This is a genomic window from Methylocaldum gracile, assembly GCF_053646815.1.
The window spans coordinates 4,063,397-4,080,958 of sequence record NZ_CM132196.1 but is presented as its reverse complement, the minus strand read 5'-3'; the positions used below and the strand labels follow the sequence as shown (position 1 = coordinate 4,080,958).

The window sequence follows — 17,562 nt, the reverse complement described above, 5'->3', positions numbered from 1 at the left end:
CAAGGGACTTCACGCCGTGCCGTAGCGCTCGTTACGATAACGCGCCAACGCCCACAGCGGGAAAAATTTGTCGTAGCCGTGGTATTTGAGATAAAAGACCCGCGGGAAGCCCGGCGCGGTGAAGCATTCGTCCTTCCAGAAACCATCGGCGTTTTGCGTTCTGACGAGGTAATCTATGCCGGCCTCGACTTCGGGCGAATCGGTATCGCCTGCCGCCATCAGCGCGAGCAAGGCCAATCCGGTCTGAAAGGCCGTGCTGGTGTGAAAACGGCCCCGCCGTTCCGGGCTGGCGTCGTGATAGGTCAAGTTGTCCTCGCCCCAGCCGCCGTCCGGGCGTTGTACGCTCTTCAGCCAAGCGATGGCTTTCTGTATGCTCGGGTCGGTCTTGGGGATGCCTGCCGCCTCGAAGCCTACGAGTACCGACCAGGTGCCGTAGATGTAATTGGTGCCCCAGCGACCGAACCACGAGCCATCGGCTTCCTGTTCTTTTCTCAGATATTCGATCGTACGATCCAGCGCCGGTTTAAGATCCGGGCGTTGTTCCAGCATCTTGCCCAAGAACATCGCGCAGCGTCCGCTGACGTCGGCGGTGGGCGGATCGAGCAGGGCGCCGTGATCCGCGAACGGAATGTGATTCAGGTAATAATGCGTGTTGTTCGCATCGAACGCACCAAATCCGCCGTTGTCGGATTGCATGCCGGCAATCCAGTTGGTGGCGCGGCGAATGTTCTCGTCGAACTCGTGGTTTTCGGCCTGAGCCAAGGCTTGGGCGACTACGGCGCTGTCATCCACGTCGGGGTAATAAGTGTTTTCGAACTGGAAAGCCCATCCGCCGCCTTCCAAATTCGGCCGGTTGATACGCCAGTCACCCGGCTCGTCGGTCAACTGCTTGCTCGCCAGCCAGCGTAGCCCGCGAGTTAGTGCGTCGTCGATCTCGGGATCCTTCTCGAACCTGTTGACTTCCTGCAGTGCCAGGCTGGATAGCCCGGTGTCCCAAATCGGCGATACGCACGGCTGGCAATAAGCGCTGTTTTCGCCGACGACAAGCAGGCGTTCGATGGCCTCCTTGGCTATGCGGCGATGCTCGTTTTCCGGTGGAAAACCCAAGTAGTCCATGGCTTCATAAGCGTTGACCATGGCGGGGAAGATGGCGCCCAAACCGTCTACCCCGTTCAATCGTGCCATGAACCAATCGCGTGCTTTCTCGGTGGCTTTTCGCCGCATCGCTTTTGGGATGAGCGGCTCCATCAGGCGGCCGATGCGTTCCAGCGCCAGAATGCTCTTGCCGAGCGGCGTCTTTACGTGGCTGAAATATCCTTTTTCCTTTTCCGGATCGACAGTAAAGAGTTCGCGAATGCCGATCTTTCTTGGGTTGCGCGCTTTAACCTTGTAGCTGCACAGGATGAACAAGGGAACCATCACTGTGCGCGACCAATAGGAGACCTTGTCCAAGTGGAACGGAAACCAGCGCGGCAGCAGCATGATTTCTACCGGAATGAACGGCACGGCGCGCCACGGCACTTGCTCGAACATAGCCAGCATGATGCGGGTGAAGACGTTGGAGCGTGCCGCGCCGCCTTGGGCCAGAATCCATTCTCTGGCTTTCTTCATATGCGGAGCGTCGATGTCGTCGCCGGCCAGTTTCAGTGCGTAATAGGCTTTGACAGTACAGCTGATATCGCCAGGACCTCCGAAGAACAGCGGATAGCTGCCGTCTGCCTGCTGATTGGCGCGCAGATAGTTGGCGATCTTGGCCTGTAATGCTGCGTCGATTTCGTCCATGTAGTGCATCATCAAGATGTACTCGGATGGAATCGTGCAGTCCGCTTCGAGCTCGAACACCCAGTAGCCGGACTGGTGCTGCAATCCGAGCAACTCCTTTTTGGCGCGACGGATAGCGTTATCCAAGGGTGATTCGTTATAAGGCTGGAGGAAAGCCGTATCGAGAGCGGAAAGTGCAGTCGCTTCTTTCAACATGAGCAAGGAATCCCCTGTTTGTGGTTGGCTTCTCACGTGTCGGTATGGTGACCGAGGGCCGGGAGCTGACGGCTGCTACGTTGCAAGCCGGATCCTGCAAGGAAAAATGCGGTATTGAGCAGGATATCGCTCGAACGCAGCAGACGACTTGTCAGAACGGTCGCTTTCACTGCCCGGCGTGTAATCTTGACTTGCGATGAGTCGCTGAAATAAAGGTTTTTGTTGATTTTGCGCAGGGTCAGCACTGCCATCCCCAGCGCCCACAGACAGAACTCGCGAAGACCGGTCTCGCGCGAAGGTATATACAAGGTATAGGCAAGCGCATTCTTCAGATGTCCGTGTGCAATTCCAATCAGATGCTTGAATCCCTCGCAGAACTTGGGGTCGTTATGGCCCGGTTTAAGCTTGCGTAAATCGAATCCGCACTGGCCAAAAATATCGCGTGGCAGCCAACAAACGCCGCGGGCATGGTCATCCCAAAGGTCCTTGAGGATGTTGGTCATTTGCAGACCTTGCCCGAACGACACCGCGAGCTTCATCATCTCGTCGCTATGGGCGGCGATCTCGGGGGAGTAGTGACAGAAAAGCTTGGTCAGCATTTCCCCGACCACGCCGGCCACGTAATAACAGTAGTTACTCATTTCCTCCATGTTTGCGAGACCGTATCGCAGGTCTCGGTCCTGGAATTCTGCCATGCCATTCGCCATGATTTCGACGCAGGAGGCCAATGCTTCCCGTTGCGGCGGATCGAAGCTGTGAGTAATGGCGATGACCCGGGGAATCAAGTGGATAAGTTCGTGCTCGGCCGGACTGGTGACTGTCGAAAGGCGAGGGCCGAGTTCGTCTCGAAGCAGTTCGGCGGCCTCGTTGCCTTGGACCACGCGCACGAATTGCTGACAGAACTTGCGCTTTTCCGTGGATGAAAGTGCCGTCTCATCTTCGATGGTGTCGACAATGCGACATAACAAGTAAGCATTCGAGACCGGCTTGGCTAAGACCGGCGGCAATTGCGGGATAGTAAGCGCAAAGGTGCGGGAGACACCTTCCAGTAGGTGAGACTGCAACGCGTCGTCGTCGCTCATCACGCTTGGATCCGAGGAAAAGCTTCCGCTCGTGCGGACGAGTGTTGCTCCGTTCAAGTTCTGAAATTCCAACCAGTTTCTAGATGCGATGTTCCGGCCAGTTCGTCTTGAGATAAGGCAGCAACGGTTCGCTGGGAAAGCAGCAAATTCTAGCCGGATTGCCCCGATCGTCAAGATGTGTTGTATTTTAACGAAATTTAGTTGAGGAAAATACAACTACAAGCTAGGATGTTGCATTAGAATTAATGCCTGGACCAACCCGAATTAACCTGCTTATCAACATGACAGGTGGTCTGATGAATTCCAAAGTGCATTGGTCAGGAATTTAGTTATGGTTTATAGTCTGCGGCGCTGTGCTCGTTGTGGTGGAAACACGAATACAGGCTAATTTTAAGTGAATCGAACTTGTTAAATCGGGGGAAGGTGAATGAGCGTTCCAATAAGGCAACAACTCAGCGTAGCTAAGTATCTTCTACAACAAAAATTAAATGGAAACAAACGTTATCCGTTAGTGTTGATGCTCGAACCTCTGTTCCGCTGCAATTTGGCGTGCGCCGGTTGCGGTAAGATCGATTATCCCGATGATATCCTGAATCGTCGGCTGAGCATCGATGAGTGTTTGGCGGCTGTTGACGAATGCGGCGCGCCCATCGTTTCCATCGCCGGCGGCGAGCCTCTGTTGCATAAGGAGTTGCCGCAGATCATCGAAGGCATCATTCAGCGTAAGAAATACGTCTATCTCTGTACGAACGCGCTGCTTCTCAAGAAACGAATCGACGATTACAAACCCTCCCCCTACCTTACTTTCTCGATACACTTGGACGGCAATCGCGAACGCCACGATGCTTCAGTCTGCCAGAACGGCGTGTTCGATCGGGCTACCGAAGCCGTGGAAATGGCCATTGCGCGCGGGTTCCGCGTCACCATCAACTGTACTTTGTTTCAAGGCGAGAACGCCGAAGAAATTGCCGGATTCCTCGACTACTGCAAGAAACTCGGAGTCGAAGGCACGACCATCGCGCCGGGCTTCAGCTACGAGCATGCGCCGTTGCAGGATATCTTCATCAAGATGCGCGACAGTAAGGAATTGTTCCGCAAGGTCTTCAAACTAGGCCGCGGCCGCAAGTGGAAGCTGAACCATTCGAGCCTGTATCTGGATTTTTTGGCGGGCAACCAAGCCTACAACTGTACTCCTTGGGGTAACCCCACCCGCAATGTATTCGGCTGGCAGAAGCCTTGTTATTTGTTGGTCGACGAGGGTTACGCTCCATCTTTCAAGGCATTGATGGAAGAGACGCCCTGGCATAAATACGGCAACTCCAAGAATCCGAAATGCGCCAATTGCATGGCCCATTGCGGATACGAGGCGAGCGCCGTGGAAGATGCCGTCAGAAATCCCTTGAAAGCGGCGTGGGTTGCTCTATTCGGGCCGCGTAGCGATGGACCGATGGCGCCCGAGCCGGTGCCGGAGTACGATGTGGAAACGGTTGGCGCCAAAGCGCGGCCGGCCATCCGCATCCAAGCCATCGACTGATTTCTCTTACATAGGCCGGCGGCACAGGTTTGAGCCAAAGTGCCGCCGGCCTTTTTCTATTTCTTCTTCTTTAGATTTGTTTATCTATCCTGACTCATTCCTGCGAGGCAGTTTTTGCCGCGGGCGCAGAACGCCGCCTTCCCTTTGCTTACAGCCAGCGCGGTACTCGGCGTTGGTATTCCAGATAGTTCTCCGCGAAGAGGCCGGCTAACTTGGTTTCTTCGTAAGGAATAAAGTGCCGGTCGATCACGAAATAGAAGCCTATCGGAGCGATAAACATCGATAGCGAGCCGACAAAAAAGGCGAGTCCGGTTAAGGCCGTTAGTATCCCTAGATACATGGGGTTACGGGTCCAGCAATAAGGGCCATCTTTGGCGAGCGCCGTAGGATCGTCGGTGGGGATGAATGTGGTTCGGATAAGGCGGAATTGAAACAGCGCCGAAGCGCTAGTGACGATGCCTACGGCGATAAGTATGATTCCCAGGCTGGGTATGCTGAAGGACGGGAATCCGGAGGTTATCGGGACTAAGCCGAAACCTAGACCGACAAGAGCCAAGGCGATGACGGGAGGCGGAAAACGAAGGATCTGCTGCATAATCGAAATGCCTCACAAGATTGACGGGTAGGCGGATGATACGTTAGGCCTCGACTTACTGAAAAGCCTATCCGTGATTCAAGGTTTTCTGTCATCGAAGAGCCGGGGCCGCGCGCCTCAGCGCGGGAATGGGTCGAGCTCGTTTAATCGCCAATGGATGTCCGTTGCCCGCGCGCAGAGCGCGGCGCTGATATTTTCGCCGAGATCTAAACTTCGAAGGGACCACTCATCGGGATTACCGCACGATTCCGGAATCGTTTCCCAGCGTGGAACTTCGCCGGAAGCGAGGACGCATCGGGTAAGTCCGAGTCCCAAGCCCCGGCCTACCGCTTTGATAAACGCTTCCTTACACGTCCAAACATTGAAAAATGCGGCCAACCGGTGAGAGGGGGGCAGCGAACACCAGCGGTTGCGTTCGGAAGGAGCAAAACAGCGCTCAACCAGACCTTCTATGTGGGTAAGCGGACGCCTGATTTCAAGATCCACCCCAAGTGGCATGTCCACGCCCACGGCAACGAGGGCCTGGTCTCCCGAGTGGGAAAGATTGAATACCAGCCCTCGGTCGGGTTCTGTCCCTGCGAGACGGGGTTTGCCGTGTTGGTTGCGTTCGAACTGGACGGTATGCGGTGCAATGCCTAAATAGCAAGACAGCAAGCATCGCAATGCCCCTTGCGTGGCAATGAAGCGCTGCTTATGAATATCGGAGCGGAACTGCGAACAGCGATCACGTTCGGCTGGAGCGAGCGCCTTCCAAAACGCATCACGATTAACGGGCATAACGCCGAGATTCAGGTGCCAAACGTGGATTTCTTTGCCTTTAGGATGCGCGATGGCATCGATTCGGGAATTCATTATGTGCAAGTTGGTCGGGTAAAGCCGCGTTACGGAGTAACCAGCGGCTGGAGTCCATCTATAACCGTTTCGAACTTGATTTTCGCGTATTGGAGTTCGCTTTCTTCGAACGGTCCGGGATTCGGGATGGCTTTCACGGCCGGCAAAACTTAAAATTCGCTCCTCATTGCGAACTCGTCGGCTCGTTTTTTAGATGTCAGCCGTACGATTGGAATTCCGAAATCTTAACGTAAAGCATAGATTAAGAAAAAATAGGTATCCGTAATTAGTGGTTGATCTCTCTGTTCAGTCTAAAATCTAATAGATTAGATAAAATCGTATTTTACGGTTGACTTCTCTTGTTGGTTCATTATACTGAAATCGTAATGTACGGTTGATGCACAACAAGAGGATACGACGATGGCACGAGACAGAAAAACGACAACGGTTCGAGTTCCCGAAGCTGGCGCGGAGGTAGCTTGCGGATTAGTTGAGATTGCACTTGCGGAGGCCACGGAAGAGTTGATGCGGACGAAATGGTACATGTCATCTAGGTCAACCGAGATCCCGAAAGTTCGCATGCTGCGGATAGAAACCCGCATGGTGAACACATCAATCGGTGGAATTCACTCTGGGCAATTCCCCATGCCGTTTTTGATCTGCGAAGCTCAGGTTAACGAGTATGTCGGAACTTTTGCGGTTCGGGTCGATTTCGGGCGCGGCGGCGTTGAGATCGAAGATGAACGATATGCGGAAGGATGATTTATTGCCGCGCCCGTTTTTCGGCGGGCGCGATGTATTCTCGGGACAGCGCTAACATGCCAGCCAACATACTTAATTTGCCTCAATACGCTGTGAAATCCGTGGATCATGATGACCACGACTACCACATCAATGCGGAGGTAAAAGCACCGCCAGGCTCGTGCCCTAGTTGCGGATCTACAAGCCTGGTAGGGTTTGGTCGGCGTGAGCAGGTTGTTAAAGACCTACCCATGCACGGTCGTCGAGTCGGAATCTATATCAATACCCGGCGCATGCTGTGCCGCAGCTGCAATAAGACCTTTTCAGAGATTCTACCCGAGGTCAACGAGCGGCGGTCGATGACGAAACGCTTGGTGGCGTGGATCGGCAAGCAGGCGATTAAGCGTACGTTTGCCAGCATTGCCGACGAAGTGGGAGTCACGGAAGGGACGATACGCGGGATCTTCAAGGACTACATAACCGACACTGAGAAGACGATCCGCTTTGAAACGCCGAAATGGATGGGGATCGATGAAATCCACCTCATCAAGCCGCGATGCGTCATTGCGAACATCCGCAGCAACACCATCGTTGACTTGCTGCCCAATCGCGACAAAAAGACGGTCGTGAACTATCTCTACGGCTTACAGGATAAGGCGCGAGTTCAGTTCGTGGCTATGGACATGTGGGCGCCATATCGTGACGCCGTGCAGCTGGTGCTTCCAGACGCACTCATCGTTATCGACAAGTTTCATGTTGTCAGGATGGCGAATGATGCCGTTGAGCGCATCAGGAAATCCCTGCGAGAAAAGTTAACCACTAAGCAGCGCCGTGGGCTAATGCATGACCGGTTTGTATTGCTGAAGCGCGAGCGGGATCTGAATGATCGAGAGAGATTACTGCTCGATGGTTGGACGGTCAATTACCCGGATCTCGGTGCGGCCTACAGGCTCAAGGAAGAGTTCTATGGCATTTACGAAACAGCCGTTGGTTCGGCTCAGGCCCTAAATCAATACGAAGCCTGGTATCAAGCTATCACGCCTGAGACCTATAGAGCGTTCTCTGATCTCATTCGCGCCTGGTCGAACTGGAAACCGTACATCCTGAATTATTTCGATCAACCCATAACGAACGCTTACACGGAATCACTCAACAATCTAATTCGATCAGCGGACAGGCTTGGGCGGGGGTATAGCTTTGAAGCTCTTAGGGCAAAGATCCTATTCGCCGAGGGCGCGTTCAAATACGAGAACAATAGGCCGAAATTTGAGCGAAAACCTAGTAAATCAAGGCGACCGCTCATACCGCCAGATGAGGCCATAGGTTATGACTTGCCTGATAGATTGGCTGAGGAGGCATCAACACAAGAGCCTCAAAACTATGGCGTTGATATATCAACACTGACACGGATGATCGAATTAGGCGAGCTATGATCGTTTTCAACCGCGTATTACGGATACCCGAAAAAATGAGCCTATACCGGACTGAATTTCGGTTGGGCCGTGCTTTTGGACTGAGGCGGCTTGATCGATGAGAAGAGCACTCATTACCGGCGGTAGCGGCGCCATCGGCGCGGCGGTTGCTCGACAATTGGCCGCTGACGGTCTGCATGTGGTGGTGCACGGTTTTGGAAATCGCGACGGAGCGTGCCGCGTGGTCGAAGACATCATGGCGCAAGGCGGATCGGCAGAAGCCGTTTTCTTTGACGTTGCCGATGACGAATCGGCTAAACGGGCTTTGGAGACGCTCTTGGAGGCCGGCCCTATCCAGGTCTTGGTGAATAATGCCGGCATCCATGACGACGCGCCGCTGGCGGGTATGCGCAGGGAGCAGTGGAGGAACGTTCTCGAGGTTTCATTGACCGGTTTCTACAATGTCACCCAGCCCTTGCTGCTGCCTATGATCCGAACTCGGTGGGGGCGCATTATAAGCGTCTCGTCGGTAGCTGCACTCATGGGGAACCGGGGGCAGGCCAATTACGCAGCCGCGAAAGCGGGATTGATAGGTGCCTGCAAGTCGTTGGCTCTGGAAGTTGCATCTCGCGGAATCTCGGTGAACGTGGTTGCGCCGGGAATTATCGAAAGTCCGATGATTTCAGAAGCCTTCAATCCCGAATTGATCCAGCAACTGGTGCCCATGAAGCGCGCCGGAACGCCAGAGGAGGTGGCGCATCTGGTCGGCTTTTTGGCCTCGGACAAGGCGTCCTATATTACGGGGCAGGTGTTCTCCGTCAATGGCGGCATGGCATGAATCCGGATCGGACCGGCGGCAGAAACGCGGCATATGCCCTGGTGATTCCGGCGTTCAATGAGGCGGCGACCATCCGGGAGGTCGTGGGCGCAGCGCTTCGGTACGTGCCGCGCATCATCGTCGTGGACGACGGCTCGACCGACGGGACTTCCTCGACACTGGACGGGCTCGATATCGAATTGCTCCGGAACGAAACGAATCAGGGCAAAGCGGCTAGTCTTTGGCGTGGCTTACAGCACGCATTGCGAGATGAAAGCATCCTTGCCGTAATGACGATGGACGGCGACGGTCAACATGATCCGGCTGAAATTCCCAGGCTGCTTTCGGCGGCGCATCGGTTCCCGCACCATATCGTGATCGGATCCAGGCTGTGGAATAGGGCAGCCATACCGTCGGCACGCTACCGCGCCAACCGTTTCGCCAATTTTTGGATCGCTTGGGCTTCCGGGCAACCGATAGAGGATAGCCAATCGGGGTTTCGGATTTATCCCGCCGATTTGATCCGCTCGGTGAAATTGTCCTGTACTCGAGAAAGGAGTTTTGTATTTGAGAGCGAAATTCTGATCGAGGGGGCTCGCATGGGGTTTTATGCCATGCCGGTGCGGGTCAGTACCGTTTATCGCGCTAATGCGCGTCCCAGCCATTTCCGCCCGGTGACGGATATCCTCAGAATTACGCGCATGGTGGCGTGGAAGCTGATCACGAAAGGACTTTATTTAAAGGGACTTTGGCGCAGCTTGACCATGCGCCCGATAAGCTGCGAGCAGTGTGGCTCGTAGCGGATTTTACGGAAGCGGAATATCGGATAATGGCGATCGATTCGGTTCAGGGTGGTGTTCAGACGACCGAGCAGGTGCTCTTTTTTACCCTGGTACAGGTCGCAATCATCATTATTGCGGCGCGCGTGGCGGGCTATTTGGCCAGGCGGGTCGGCCAGCCTCGGGCCGTGGGCGAGATCGTCGCCGGGCTCTTGCTCGGTCCTTCGCTATTCGGCGTGCTCGCGCCGGAAACGTTCCAGCTGATATTTCGGACTGCCGACACGACGCCTATCAGCATTATGAGTCAGATCGGACTGATTATGTTGATGTTTCAAGTCGGTCTGGAATTCGATTTCTCACAGCTCAAATCGCGACAAAACCAGCGGGCGGTCGGCCTAATCAGCGTGATGGGAATTGCGGCGCCATTCACGCTCGGACTGGTATTCGGCTATGGGTCCGCTCCCCATCTCGCCTCCGGAATTTCGGCGTCGGCGTACGCCTTATTCATGGCCACTGCGTTTTCGATTACGGCGGTGCCTATTTTGGGGCGCATCATGATGGAGTTCGATCTGACGCGCACGCGGATCGGGGTAATCACCATCTCGTCGGCTGCCGTCAATGACGCGGTCGGGTGGACTTTGCTGGCGTTCATATCCGCTGCGGTGACCGCGCATTTTTCCATTATCGGCATGTTGGCGCAGGTCGGCTCGCTTCTGCTTTACGTCATTGTGTGCTGGTCTGTGGTGCGGCAAGCTCTGCGGTTCATCGTACGTCGTTTCGAATTCAATCATCAGGCGTTGCCGCAAGACCTGATGGCGATTCTCCTGGTTATTGTGTTCACTTCGGCCATGTTGACCAGCAAGCTCGGAATTTTTGCCATCTTCGGCGGATTCATGATGGGCGTGCTGTTGCATGATCAGCATGAACTCGTGGAGGCATGGAAGCATAAGGTCGCGGATTTGGTGACGGTGTTTTTCCTGCCGATCTTCTTTACGTATACCGGCCTGCGTACCGATGTGGGAGGATTGGAAACCGCTGAGCTCTGGTTTTGGTGCGCAGCGCTGGTTTTTCTAGCGGTTTTGGGTAAATTCGGCGGCTGTTACGTCGCGGCTCGGATTTCCGGCTTGAAGAGACCGGAGGCGCGGAACATCGCCATCATGATGAATACGAGGGCGCTGATGGAGCTTGTCGTCGTAAATTTAGGATTCGAGCTCGGCGTGATTCCTCCTCAGGTCTTCACCATGCTGGTGCTCATGGCGATCGCCAGTACGATCATGACGGCGCCGGGGCTCCGTGCATGGCTGCCGTCCATCGGGCACGCGATCCCGGCGGGGCGGGATGCGTGAGCCGTGAGCCGGTTTTTTATGGCCGCGAGCGGCGCTTCTCCAAACTTTCCCGCCAGGACTGCGACAGCGCCTCGACCCGGAGGGCTTTCTCGATAATCTCTTGTTGGCGCGGTCCTTTTACGATAGCGAGCATCGCATCCTTGATATTCAATCGCTCCTCATCCTCCTGGAGGCGAACAATCGTGTCGCCGGAACGCACCTCGCCCTCCTCAAGTACTCGAAAATAAAATCCGGTTCGGCCCGAGCTGAGAAAAACATTTACAAACGAGGGATCGCCCATTTTGATCCCCAGTTTGAAACAAGGGACGCGCGGTTGGGTGACTTGAACCACAATCTTGCCGATTCGAAAGACGTCGCCGATGTGTACGGATTCATCGGGCATTCCGCTGACAGTGAAGTTTTCGCCGAACTGCCCGAAAGGCAGGGACGGCTTCTCCAATTCCCGTTCCCAAAAGCGGTAGTTTTCTACGGTGTAAACATATATCGCTTTGTCCTTGCCGCCATGGTTCTTGAGATCGACTTGTACATCGCCCTCTAGCCCGAAGGCGCCGGCTTTGACCGGACCCTTCGTGGGCTCTTTGTAAATGCCAGTGAAAATCCGGCGGCCGTCATGTTCGACCTGTTTCGGCTCGGCTAGGCTGATTGCCAAGAGTTCCATCGGCACCTCGTTGAAAGTTGGACTGATGCTAATCCGATCCCGGGACGCTCGCTCGCCTTACCGGCCCGAAAGATCGTCTGTGGCACGGAGTCGGTCCCAATTCGCGTAAGCGAGAGATATGGACCGCCGTGGGATAGCCTTTGTGGACGGCGAAGTCGTAGCCGGGATGCAGGCTGTCGAGAATTTGCATTTCCCGGTCCCGAAATACCTTGGCCAGTATCGATGCGGCAGAAATCGCCGGCACGGTGGCGTCTCCACCGATAATGGCTTCGCCCGGACAAGGGAATGCCGGATATTGGTTGCCGTCCACCATAGCCCAATCCGGTTTTATCGGTAGAGCGTCAAAGGCCCGGCGCATCGCCAAGAGCGACGCCTGGAGGATGTTGATTCGATCGATTTCGCTTGCTTCGGCTCGGCCTACTGCCCAAGCGAAAGCTTTGGTCCTGATGGCTGCGGCCAGATCTTGGCGGCGCTGCGGCGTCAGCTTTTTGGAATCGGCCAGCCCCGAGATGTGAAAACGATCTTCGATGATCACCACCGCCGCCACTACCGGTCCGGCGATACATCCGCGGCCCACTTCGTCGCAACCGGCAATCAGTGCCATGGCATTCGATTCCGAACGAGCCTATCCGCCGTCTATCAGCGGATGATGCTCCGGCCGGTTTGCTTGAGGAAGTCCACCATTTTTTGAATCTCGGGCGTTTCGGCTGTCATCTCGTCGAGTTGCTGGATCGCCTCGTCGAGTTTTAGCCGGGACTTGTACACGGTCTTATAGGCTTTGCGAATCTGCCGAATCGATTCGGGATTAAAACCTTGTCTCTCCAGTCCCACCGTATTGATCCCGTGGGGTTTCGTGGGGCAGCCACCAACCATGACATAAGGCAGAATGTCGCGCGTAATGACGCTGCCCATGGCGGAAAAGCTGTGTTGCCCGATCTTGCAAAATTGGTGTACCAGCGAAAAGCCACCCAATATGGCGTAATCGTCCACGCGGACATGGCCCGCGAGCGAAGCGGCATTGGCCATGATGACATGGCTGCCTATGACGCAGTCATGAGCGACATGGGTGTATGCCATCAGCAAATTGTCATCACCGATACGGGTAATTCCTTGATCTTGAACAGTGCCGCGATGAATCGTGACGTACTCGCGAATGACGTTGCGATCGCCGATATCGAGGTAGGTGACTTCACCATGATACTTTTTGTCTTGTGGGTCTTCCCCCACGGAAGCGAACTGAAAGATCCGGTTATGTTTTCCGATACGGGTCGGCCCTTTGATAACCGCATGAGGACCAATTTCGGTGCCGGAGTCGATTCGGACATCGGGTCCGATGATCGCGTAGGCTCCTACACGGACGTCGTTCGCTAGCTCACAGGAAGGATCGATAATAGCTGTGGGATGAATCAAGACTCCTGCTCCGCCGCCGCACACATGATTTCCGCACTGGCTACGAATTCCCCGTCGACCTCGGCACGGCAGGAAAACGCCCAGATATTCCGCTTGTGACGCAGATAAGTCGCTTCCAGCATCAGACGGTCGCCTGGAACGACCGGGCGCTTAAAACGAACCTTGTCCAGGCCGACAAGGTAGTAAACCATCCCTTTTCCCAAGACATCCGGTGCGGTTTCCGATGCAAGCAGACCCGTCGTCTGAGCTAGCGCCTCGATAATCAAAACCCCGGGCATGATGGGCAGTTCCGGGAAATGTCCAGTAAAAAAAGGTTCGTTATAGGTCACATTCTTGAAAGCCAAGAGCCGCTTGCCGGGATCTACCTCAAGAACCCTGTCCACAAGAAGAAAAGGATATCGATGAGGTAGATACTCTTTTATTTTTTGAATATCCAAAGGCGCTTTTCCTTTTTCGGGTATGGATGAGATTACAGCTCAGCCGAATTAATTTTTATAGCTATCTCTGAGTTTTTTCTCGACCTTGCTGGTCACGTCAACCGTTTCGCTGGCAAATACCACCCCATCCGTCAAAAGGAGGTCAAAGCTCTCGTCCTTGGCCAGGGATTGAATGGCTTCGAAGATCTCTTTCTGCAATTGGGTCAATTCTTCGTTACGGCGGAGATTAAAATCTTCTCGAAACTCGTCTTGCAAGCGCTTGGCTTCGCGCTTACGGCTGATGATTTCTTTATCCATTTTTTGCCGTTCGGAATCGCTCATTATCGCGGCATCCTTGGCGAGTTTTTCTTCCATCGATTTGATCGCTTTCTGCTCGGTAACCAGTTTCTTGTCGCGCGGTGCAAATTCCCGTTCCAGCTCTTTCTTGGCTTTTTCCGCCTGCGGTGCCTTTTCCAATAACCGAGCGACATTGACAAATCCAATTTTGAGTTCGGCGGCCTCAAGGCTCATGCTCGCCAATAAGCCAAGCAGTGCAAAACCAATGCTTTTCTTTAACATGTTCTAAGTCTCACTTCGAAAATTCGGTTAATGGAAAGGTTATTGATGGAAGAAATATTGAAGCTTAATAGTCTTGGAATTGAAATTCGCCGAGTTGTCTCTCACGGATTATACAAGAACTGTTCAGCGCCCAGCGACTCTCGACATCGTCTTGTGCCGTGGCGGGATCGTCAGAATCCGGAGCCGAACGAGAACTGAAAGTTTTGAACATCGTCTCTGCCACTAGCGTTTATAGGTTGCGCGATACTGAAACCCAAAGCGCCGAAAGGTGACAGCCACTTGGCCGAAAGTCCCGCGGAGTAGCGGATTTCACCTAAATCATAGGTACCGTCAAAAACATTGCCGGCATCGATGAATGTCCCCAGACGGAGGTTCTTGCTGTCTTGCATGAAGGGCACCGGGAAGAAGAGTTCGGCGGTGCCGACCAATTTGCTCGATCCCCCGAAAGGGAGGTTGCCGCCGAGCCCCTGGTTGTTGGGCTTGGTGAGCGGACCCAGTGTATTGGGTCGAAAGCCCCGGACAGACTGAGGACCTCCCGCGAAATAATGTTCGAAAAACGGCAGGCTTCCGGTATCGCCGTAACCATCGCCATAAGCGATTTCACCCTCCAGCATGAAGGTCAGATCCTTCGCGATCGGGAAATAGTGCTGAAGCTTATAGCTGGCTTTATAGTAATTCAGGTCGCTGATAGGCACCGATGCCAGTATTGAAAGGCGCTGGGATCCACCCTTCGTCGGAAAGATGGCTCGGTTCAGGGTGTCGTGAACCCAGCCGGCCGCCATCGTCAAGGTGTTGTACTTGTCGCCGTTTTCTTCGATAAAGTCGAGAATCTCCTGCGACGATCTGGATGCGGCATCGAGCTTCGTGTGTTCAAGATCCAGGTTGAAGCGCAGACTGTCGAATTCGTTCAGCGGAATACCGAGGTTGGCCCCCGCGGAGGCGACGTCGGTGTTGTAACGAGCAAGGTACATTCGCGACGCATCGGTGTTTCTGTAGCTGAGATCGAAACCGCTGCTGATGCCGTCCAGGGTCATGTACGGATTGAAATAACCGAGTCGATAAATCGTATTGACGCTGCTGTTGTTGAATGTGAAATTGATCCTTTTGCCGGTGCCGAAGACATTGTCCTGAGTAATGTTGGCATTAAAAATGATGCCTTGCGCCTGGGAAAAGCCGACGCCCGCCATCAGGTTACCGGACGGTTTTTCCACGACATTGTAATTGACGTCTATCTGGTCGGTGGTTCCGGCGACGGCCGGCGTTTCGACGTTGACCTCCTGGAAATAGCCCAGCCGCTCCAGTCGGGTTTTGGATCGCTCGATCTTGCTGGTGGAAGCCCAAGCCGCCTCCATTTGGCGCATTTCGCGCCGCAGTACTTCGTCCCGTGTCTTGGTGTTGCCGTGAAAATTGACGCGGCGAACATAAACCTGTTTGCCGGGATCGACGAAGAAGGTAATCGAAACGGTTTTTTGCGCCTCATTGATGTCGGGCACCATGTTGACGTTCGCAAATATATACCCTTCATCGCCCAAGCGATCGGATATTGCCTTGGAGGTTTCCGTAGCCAGCTTGCGCGAGAAGGTATCGCTCGGGCCGATCTTGACCAGTGGTGTCAACTCTTCGGGCGGAACGATCAGTTTGCCTGTCAGTTTGACTTCGTTGACCGAGTAGACCTCGCCCTCTTTGACATTGATCGTAATATAGATTTCTTTCTTGTCGGGCGTAATGGAAACTTGGGTGGACTCGATTTCGAAGTTGATGTAGCCCCTGTCCAAATAATACGATCGCAAACGCTCCAGGTCGGCGGAGAGTTTTTGCTTCGAGTATTGGTCGTTCTTGGTGTAGAACGAAAGCAGGTTCGGCGTGCTGAGCTCGAATTGTTCCAGGAGCTCTTCATCGTCAAAGGTATTGTTGCCGACGATATTGATCTGTTTGATCTTGGCGACCTTACCTTCGGAAATCTTGATGTTGACCGAGACTCGGTTGCGCGGAAGGTCGGTCACAACCGAATCGATTTTCAGCCCGTATTTTCCGCGGCTGTAATACTGTCGGCGGAGTTCCTGTTCGACTTTATCGAGGATTTGGCGATCGAATACTTTTCCTTCGGAAAGTCCTACGCCTTTTAAGGCTTTTGTGAGGTCTTCCGTGCTGATGTCCTTGTTGCCTTCGATCTTCACATTCGCGATGGAAGGACGCTCGTCGACGACGACGACCAAGACGTTTCCGTCCTGTTCCAGTCGAACATCCCTGAAGAAGCCCGTCTTGAACAAGGCTTTGATGGATTCCGCCGACTGCCGCTGGTCGAAAAGGTCGCCGACTTTGACCGGGAGGTAATTGAACACAGTACCGGCTGAAACTCTCTGCAACCCCTCGACACGTATGTCTTCGATCACGAACGGTTCGAGCCCCCAGGCAGAGAAGGAACAGAAAATCCCTAACAACAGCAATTTCGCTAGTTTGTAGCGGTTCATGGATTAGGGGAGTTGGGATCGCAGGGGATGGTTGGTATAAGTAGCTCGGAAAATCTAATGGATATGGCCCATTACACGCTTGCGATCAAATCCATGACGATCCTGGCGAGTTCAATCTTCGCTGATGGAAGGGAATCCAAAATCCTTGAAGTCCAAGGCGATGACATCAGGCTTCCCGCAAGTCTTTCTCCACCTGCTCGATACTGATGTGCCGGATATTCTTGCCTTTGGCATAGTAAATAACGTATTCGCAAATGTTACAGGAGCGGTCACCAATGCGCTCCAGCGACCGGGCCGACCACATGATATCGAGCGACACCGGAATGGCTCGGGGATCTTCCATCATATACGTGATCTGCTGGCGCATGATGCTTTCGTATTCCCGATCCACCATCCTGTCTTCCTGAACGACGCGCAAGGCCTCATCGACGTCCATGCGCGCGAAAGAGTCCAACGCCTCTCGAAGCAATCCGCGCACATGTTTCGCCAGTTGCTCGACCTCGGTTAACTGGTTCTTCTTCGGATAATGGCTGGCAAGATCGATAGACAGCCGGGCGATGCGCTTGGCTTCGTCCCCGATCCGCTCGAGGTCGGTAATGGTTTTGATGACCGCTACCACTAACCGCAAGTCGCGGGCGGTGGGTTGGCGTAGGGCGATGATTTGAGTGCATTCCTCATCAATCGAAACTTCCAGGGAATTAACCTTGTAGTCGTCGGTGATGACACGTTCGGCCAGCTCTACATCGTTATTCACGAGTGCGGTTACGGCCGACTCGACTTGTTCCTCGACCAGCCCGCCCAGGGTGAGCACCCGATTGCGGATGTCCAGCAGCTCGTGGTCATACTGCTTGGAAATATGCTGATGCAAGTTGTCGGTATCGAAGAAATTGGTCATCGTGCTGGGTGATCGGGGT

Annotated in this window: 18 protein-coding genes; 7 read left to right on the top strand and 11 right to left on the bottom strand. The window is 54.1% G+C overall.

Features of this window, described 5'->3' with window-relative positions; translation table 11 throughout:
• Positions 1-9: 9 nt before the first annotated feature.
• Positions 10-1,977 (bottom strand): squalene--hopene cyclase, encoded by a 1,968-nt coding sequence (gene shc / locus ACWJJK_RS18135; protein WP_133716707.1) that lies wholly within the window; start codon positions 1,975-1,977, stop codon positions 10-12.
• A gap of 32 nt (positions 1,978-2,009) precedes the next feature.
• Entirely contained in the window at positions 2,010-3,059 is a 1,050-nt protein-coding gene (locus ACWJJK_RS18130; protein ID WP_454129053.1) for a phytoene/squalene synthase family protein, read from the bottom strand.
• Positions 3,060-3,486: 427 nt separating this feature from the next.
• Between ACWJJK_RS18130 and hpnH the strand changes: the two genes are divergently transcribed.
• Positions 3,487-4,593 (top strand): adenosyl-hopene transferase HpnH, encoded by a 1,107-nt coding sequence (hpnH, locus tag ACWJJK_RS18125; protein WP_077730376.1) that lies wholly within the window; start codon positions 3,487-3,489, stop codon positions 4,591-4,593.
• 148 nt (positions 4,594-4,741) lie between these two features.
• Here the strand turns inward: hpnH and ACWJJK_RS18120 are convergent, their stop codons facing one another.
• Together ACWJJK_RS18120 and ACWJJK_RS18115 are read right to left on the bottom strand one after the other, a co-directional pair.
• Positions 4,742-5,188: a methyltransferase family protein gene (locus ACWJJK_RS18120; RefSeq protein ID WP_077730377.1), complete on the bottom strand. Its 447-nt coding sequence runs from the start codon at positions 5,186-5,188 to the stop codon at positions 4,742-4,744.
• Between the two features lie 117 nt (positions 5,189-5,305).
• Positions 5,306-5,965, bottom strand: a complete 660-nt coding sequence (locus tag ACWJJK_RS18115; RefSeq protein ID WP_434114282.1) for a 4'-phosphopantetheinyl transferase superfamily protein — start codon at positions 5,963-5,965, stop codon at positions 5,306-5,308.
• On the opposite strand from ACWJJK_RS18115, the gene ACWJJK_RS18110 reads away from it, so the two are divergent.
• From ACWJJK_RS18110 to ACWJJK_RS18085, 6 genes are all read left to right on the top strand, one after another.
• Positions 5,882-6,193 carry a hypothetical protein gene (locus tag ACWJJK_RS18110; RefSeq protein WP_434114309.1) on the top strand — a complete coding sequence of 104 codons (312 nt, stop codon included), beginning with the start codon at positions 5,882-5,884 and terminating at the stop codon, positions 6,191-6,193. The genes ACWJJK_RS18115 and ACWJJK_RS18110 overlap by 84 nt on opposite strands.
• A 246-nt stretch (positions 6,194-6,439) precedes the next feature.
• Positions 6,440-6,781: a hypothetical protein gene (locus tag ACWJJK_RS18105; RefSeq protein WP_454128340.1), complete on the top strand. Its 342-nt coding sequence runs from the start codon at positions 6,440-6,442 to the stop codon at positions 6,779-6,781.
• Between the two features lie 56 nt (positions 6,782-6,837).
• Positions 6,838-8,193: an ISL3 family transposase gene (locus tag ACWJJK_RS18100; protein WP_454128339.1), complete on the top strand. Its 1,356-nt coding sequence runs from the start codon at positions 6,838-6,840 to the stop codon at positions 8,191-8,193.
• A 97-nt stretch (positions 8,194-8,290) separates the two neighbouring features.
• Positions 8,291-9,010 (top strand): 3-oxoacyl-ACP reductase FabG, encoded by a 720-nt coding sequence (gene fabG, locus ACWJJK_RS18095; RefSeq protein ID WP_077730379.1) that lies wholly within the window; start codon positions 8,291-8,293, stop codon positions 9,008-9,010.
• Positions 9,007-9,789 carry a glycosyltransferase family 2 protein gene (locus ACWJJK_RS18090; protein WP_077730380.1) on the top strand — a complete coding sequence of 261 codons (783 nt, stop codon included), beginning with the start codon at positions 9,007-9,009 and terminating at the stop codon, positions 9,787-9,789. Before fabG ends, ACWJJK_RS18090 begins: the two co-directional genes overlap by 4 nt.
• A gap of 29 nt (positions 9,790-9,818) precedes the next feature.
• The gene (locus ACWJJK_RS18085) at positions 9,819-11,114 is read left to right on the top strand and encodes a cation:proton antiporter domain-containing protein (protein WP_156879644.1); all 1,296 of its coding nucleotides are present in this window, start codon (positions 9,819-9,821) and stop codon (positions 11,112-11,114) included.
• Between the two features lie 16 nt (positions 11,115-11,130).
• Here ACWJJK_RS18085 and ACWJJK_RS18080 read toward each other — a convergent pair whose 3' ends face one another.
• From ACWJJK_RS18080 to phoU, 7 genes are all read right to left on the bottom strand, one after another.
• On the bottom strand, positions 11,131-11,772 hold the full coding sequence (locus ACWJJK_RS18080) for an MOSC domain-containing protein (protein WP_156879643.1): 642 nt from the start codon (positions 11,770-11,772) through the stop codon (positions 11,131-11,133).
• 28 nt (positions 11,773-11,800) lie between these two features.
• On the bottom strand, positions 11,801-12,376 hold the full coding sequence (gene rnhB / locus ACWJJK_RS18075) for a ribonuclease HII (protein WP_156879642.1): 576 nt from the start codon (positions 12,374-12,376) through the stop codon (positions 11,801-11,803).
• A 35-nt stretch (positions 12,377-12,411) separates the two neighbouring features.
• The gene (gene lpxA, locus ACWJJK_RS18070) at positions 12,412-13,182 is read right to left on the bottom strand and encodes an acyl-ACP--UDP-N-acetylglucosamine O-acyltransferase (RefSeq protein ID WP_077730383.1); all 771 of its coding nucleotides are present in this window, start codon (positions 13,180-13,182) and stop codon (positions 12,412-12,414) included.
• A complete protein-coding gene (gene fabZ, locus ACWJJK_RS18065; RefSeq protein ID WP_077730384.1) occupies positions 13,179-13,619 on the bottom strand; it encodes a 3-hydroxyacyl-ACP dehydratase FabZ in 441 nt (146 codons plus the stop codon). The genes lpxA and fabZ overlap by 4 nt, the downstream gene beginning before the upstream one ends.
• 48 nt (positions 13,620-13,667) lie before the next feature.
• On the bottom strand, positions 13,668-14,177 hold the full coding sequence (locus ACWJJK_RS18060) for an OmpH family outer membrane protein (protein WP_077730385.1): 510 nt from the start codon (positions 14,175-14,177) through the stop codon (positions 13,668-13,670).
• Between the two features lie 170 nt (positions 14,178-14,347).
• Positions 14,348-16,648: an outer membrane protein assembly factor BamA gene (gene bamA / locus ACWJJK_RS18055; protein ID WP_077730386.1), complete on the bottom strand. Its 2,301-nt coding sequence runs from the start codon at positions 16,646-16,648 to the stop codon at positions 14,348-14,350.
• A gap of 166 nt (positions 16,649-16,814) precedes the next feature.
• Positions 16,815-17,543 (bottom strand): phosphate signaling complex protein PhoU, encoded by a 729-nt coding sequence (phoU, locus tag ACWJJK_RS18050; protein ID WP_077730387.1) that lies wholly within the window; start codon positions 17,541-17,543, stop codon positions 16,815-16,817.
• Positions 17,544-17,562: the final 19 nt, after the last annotated feature.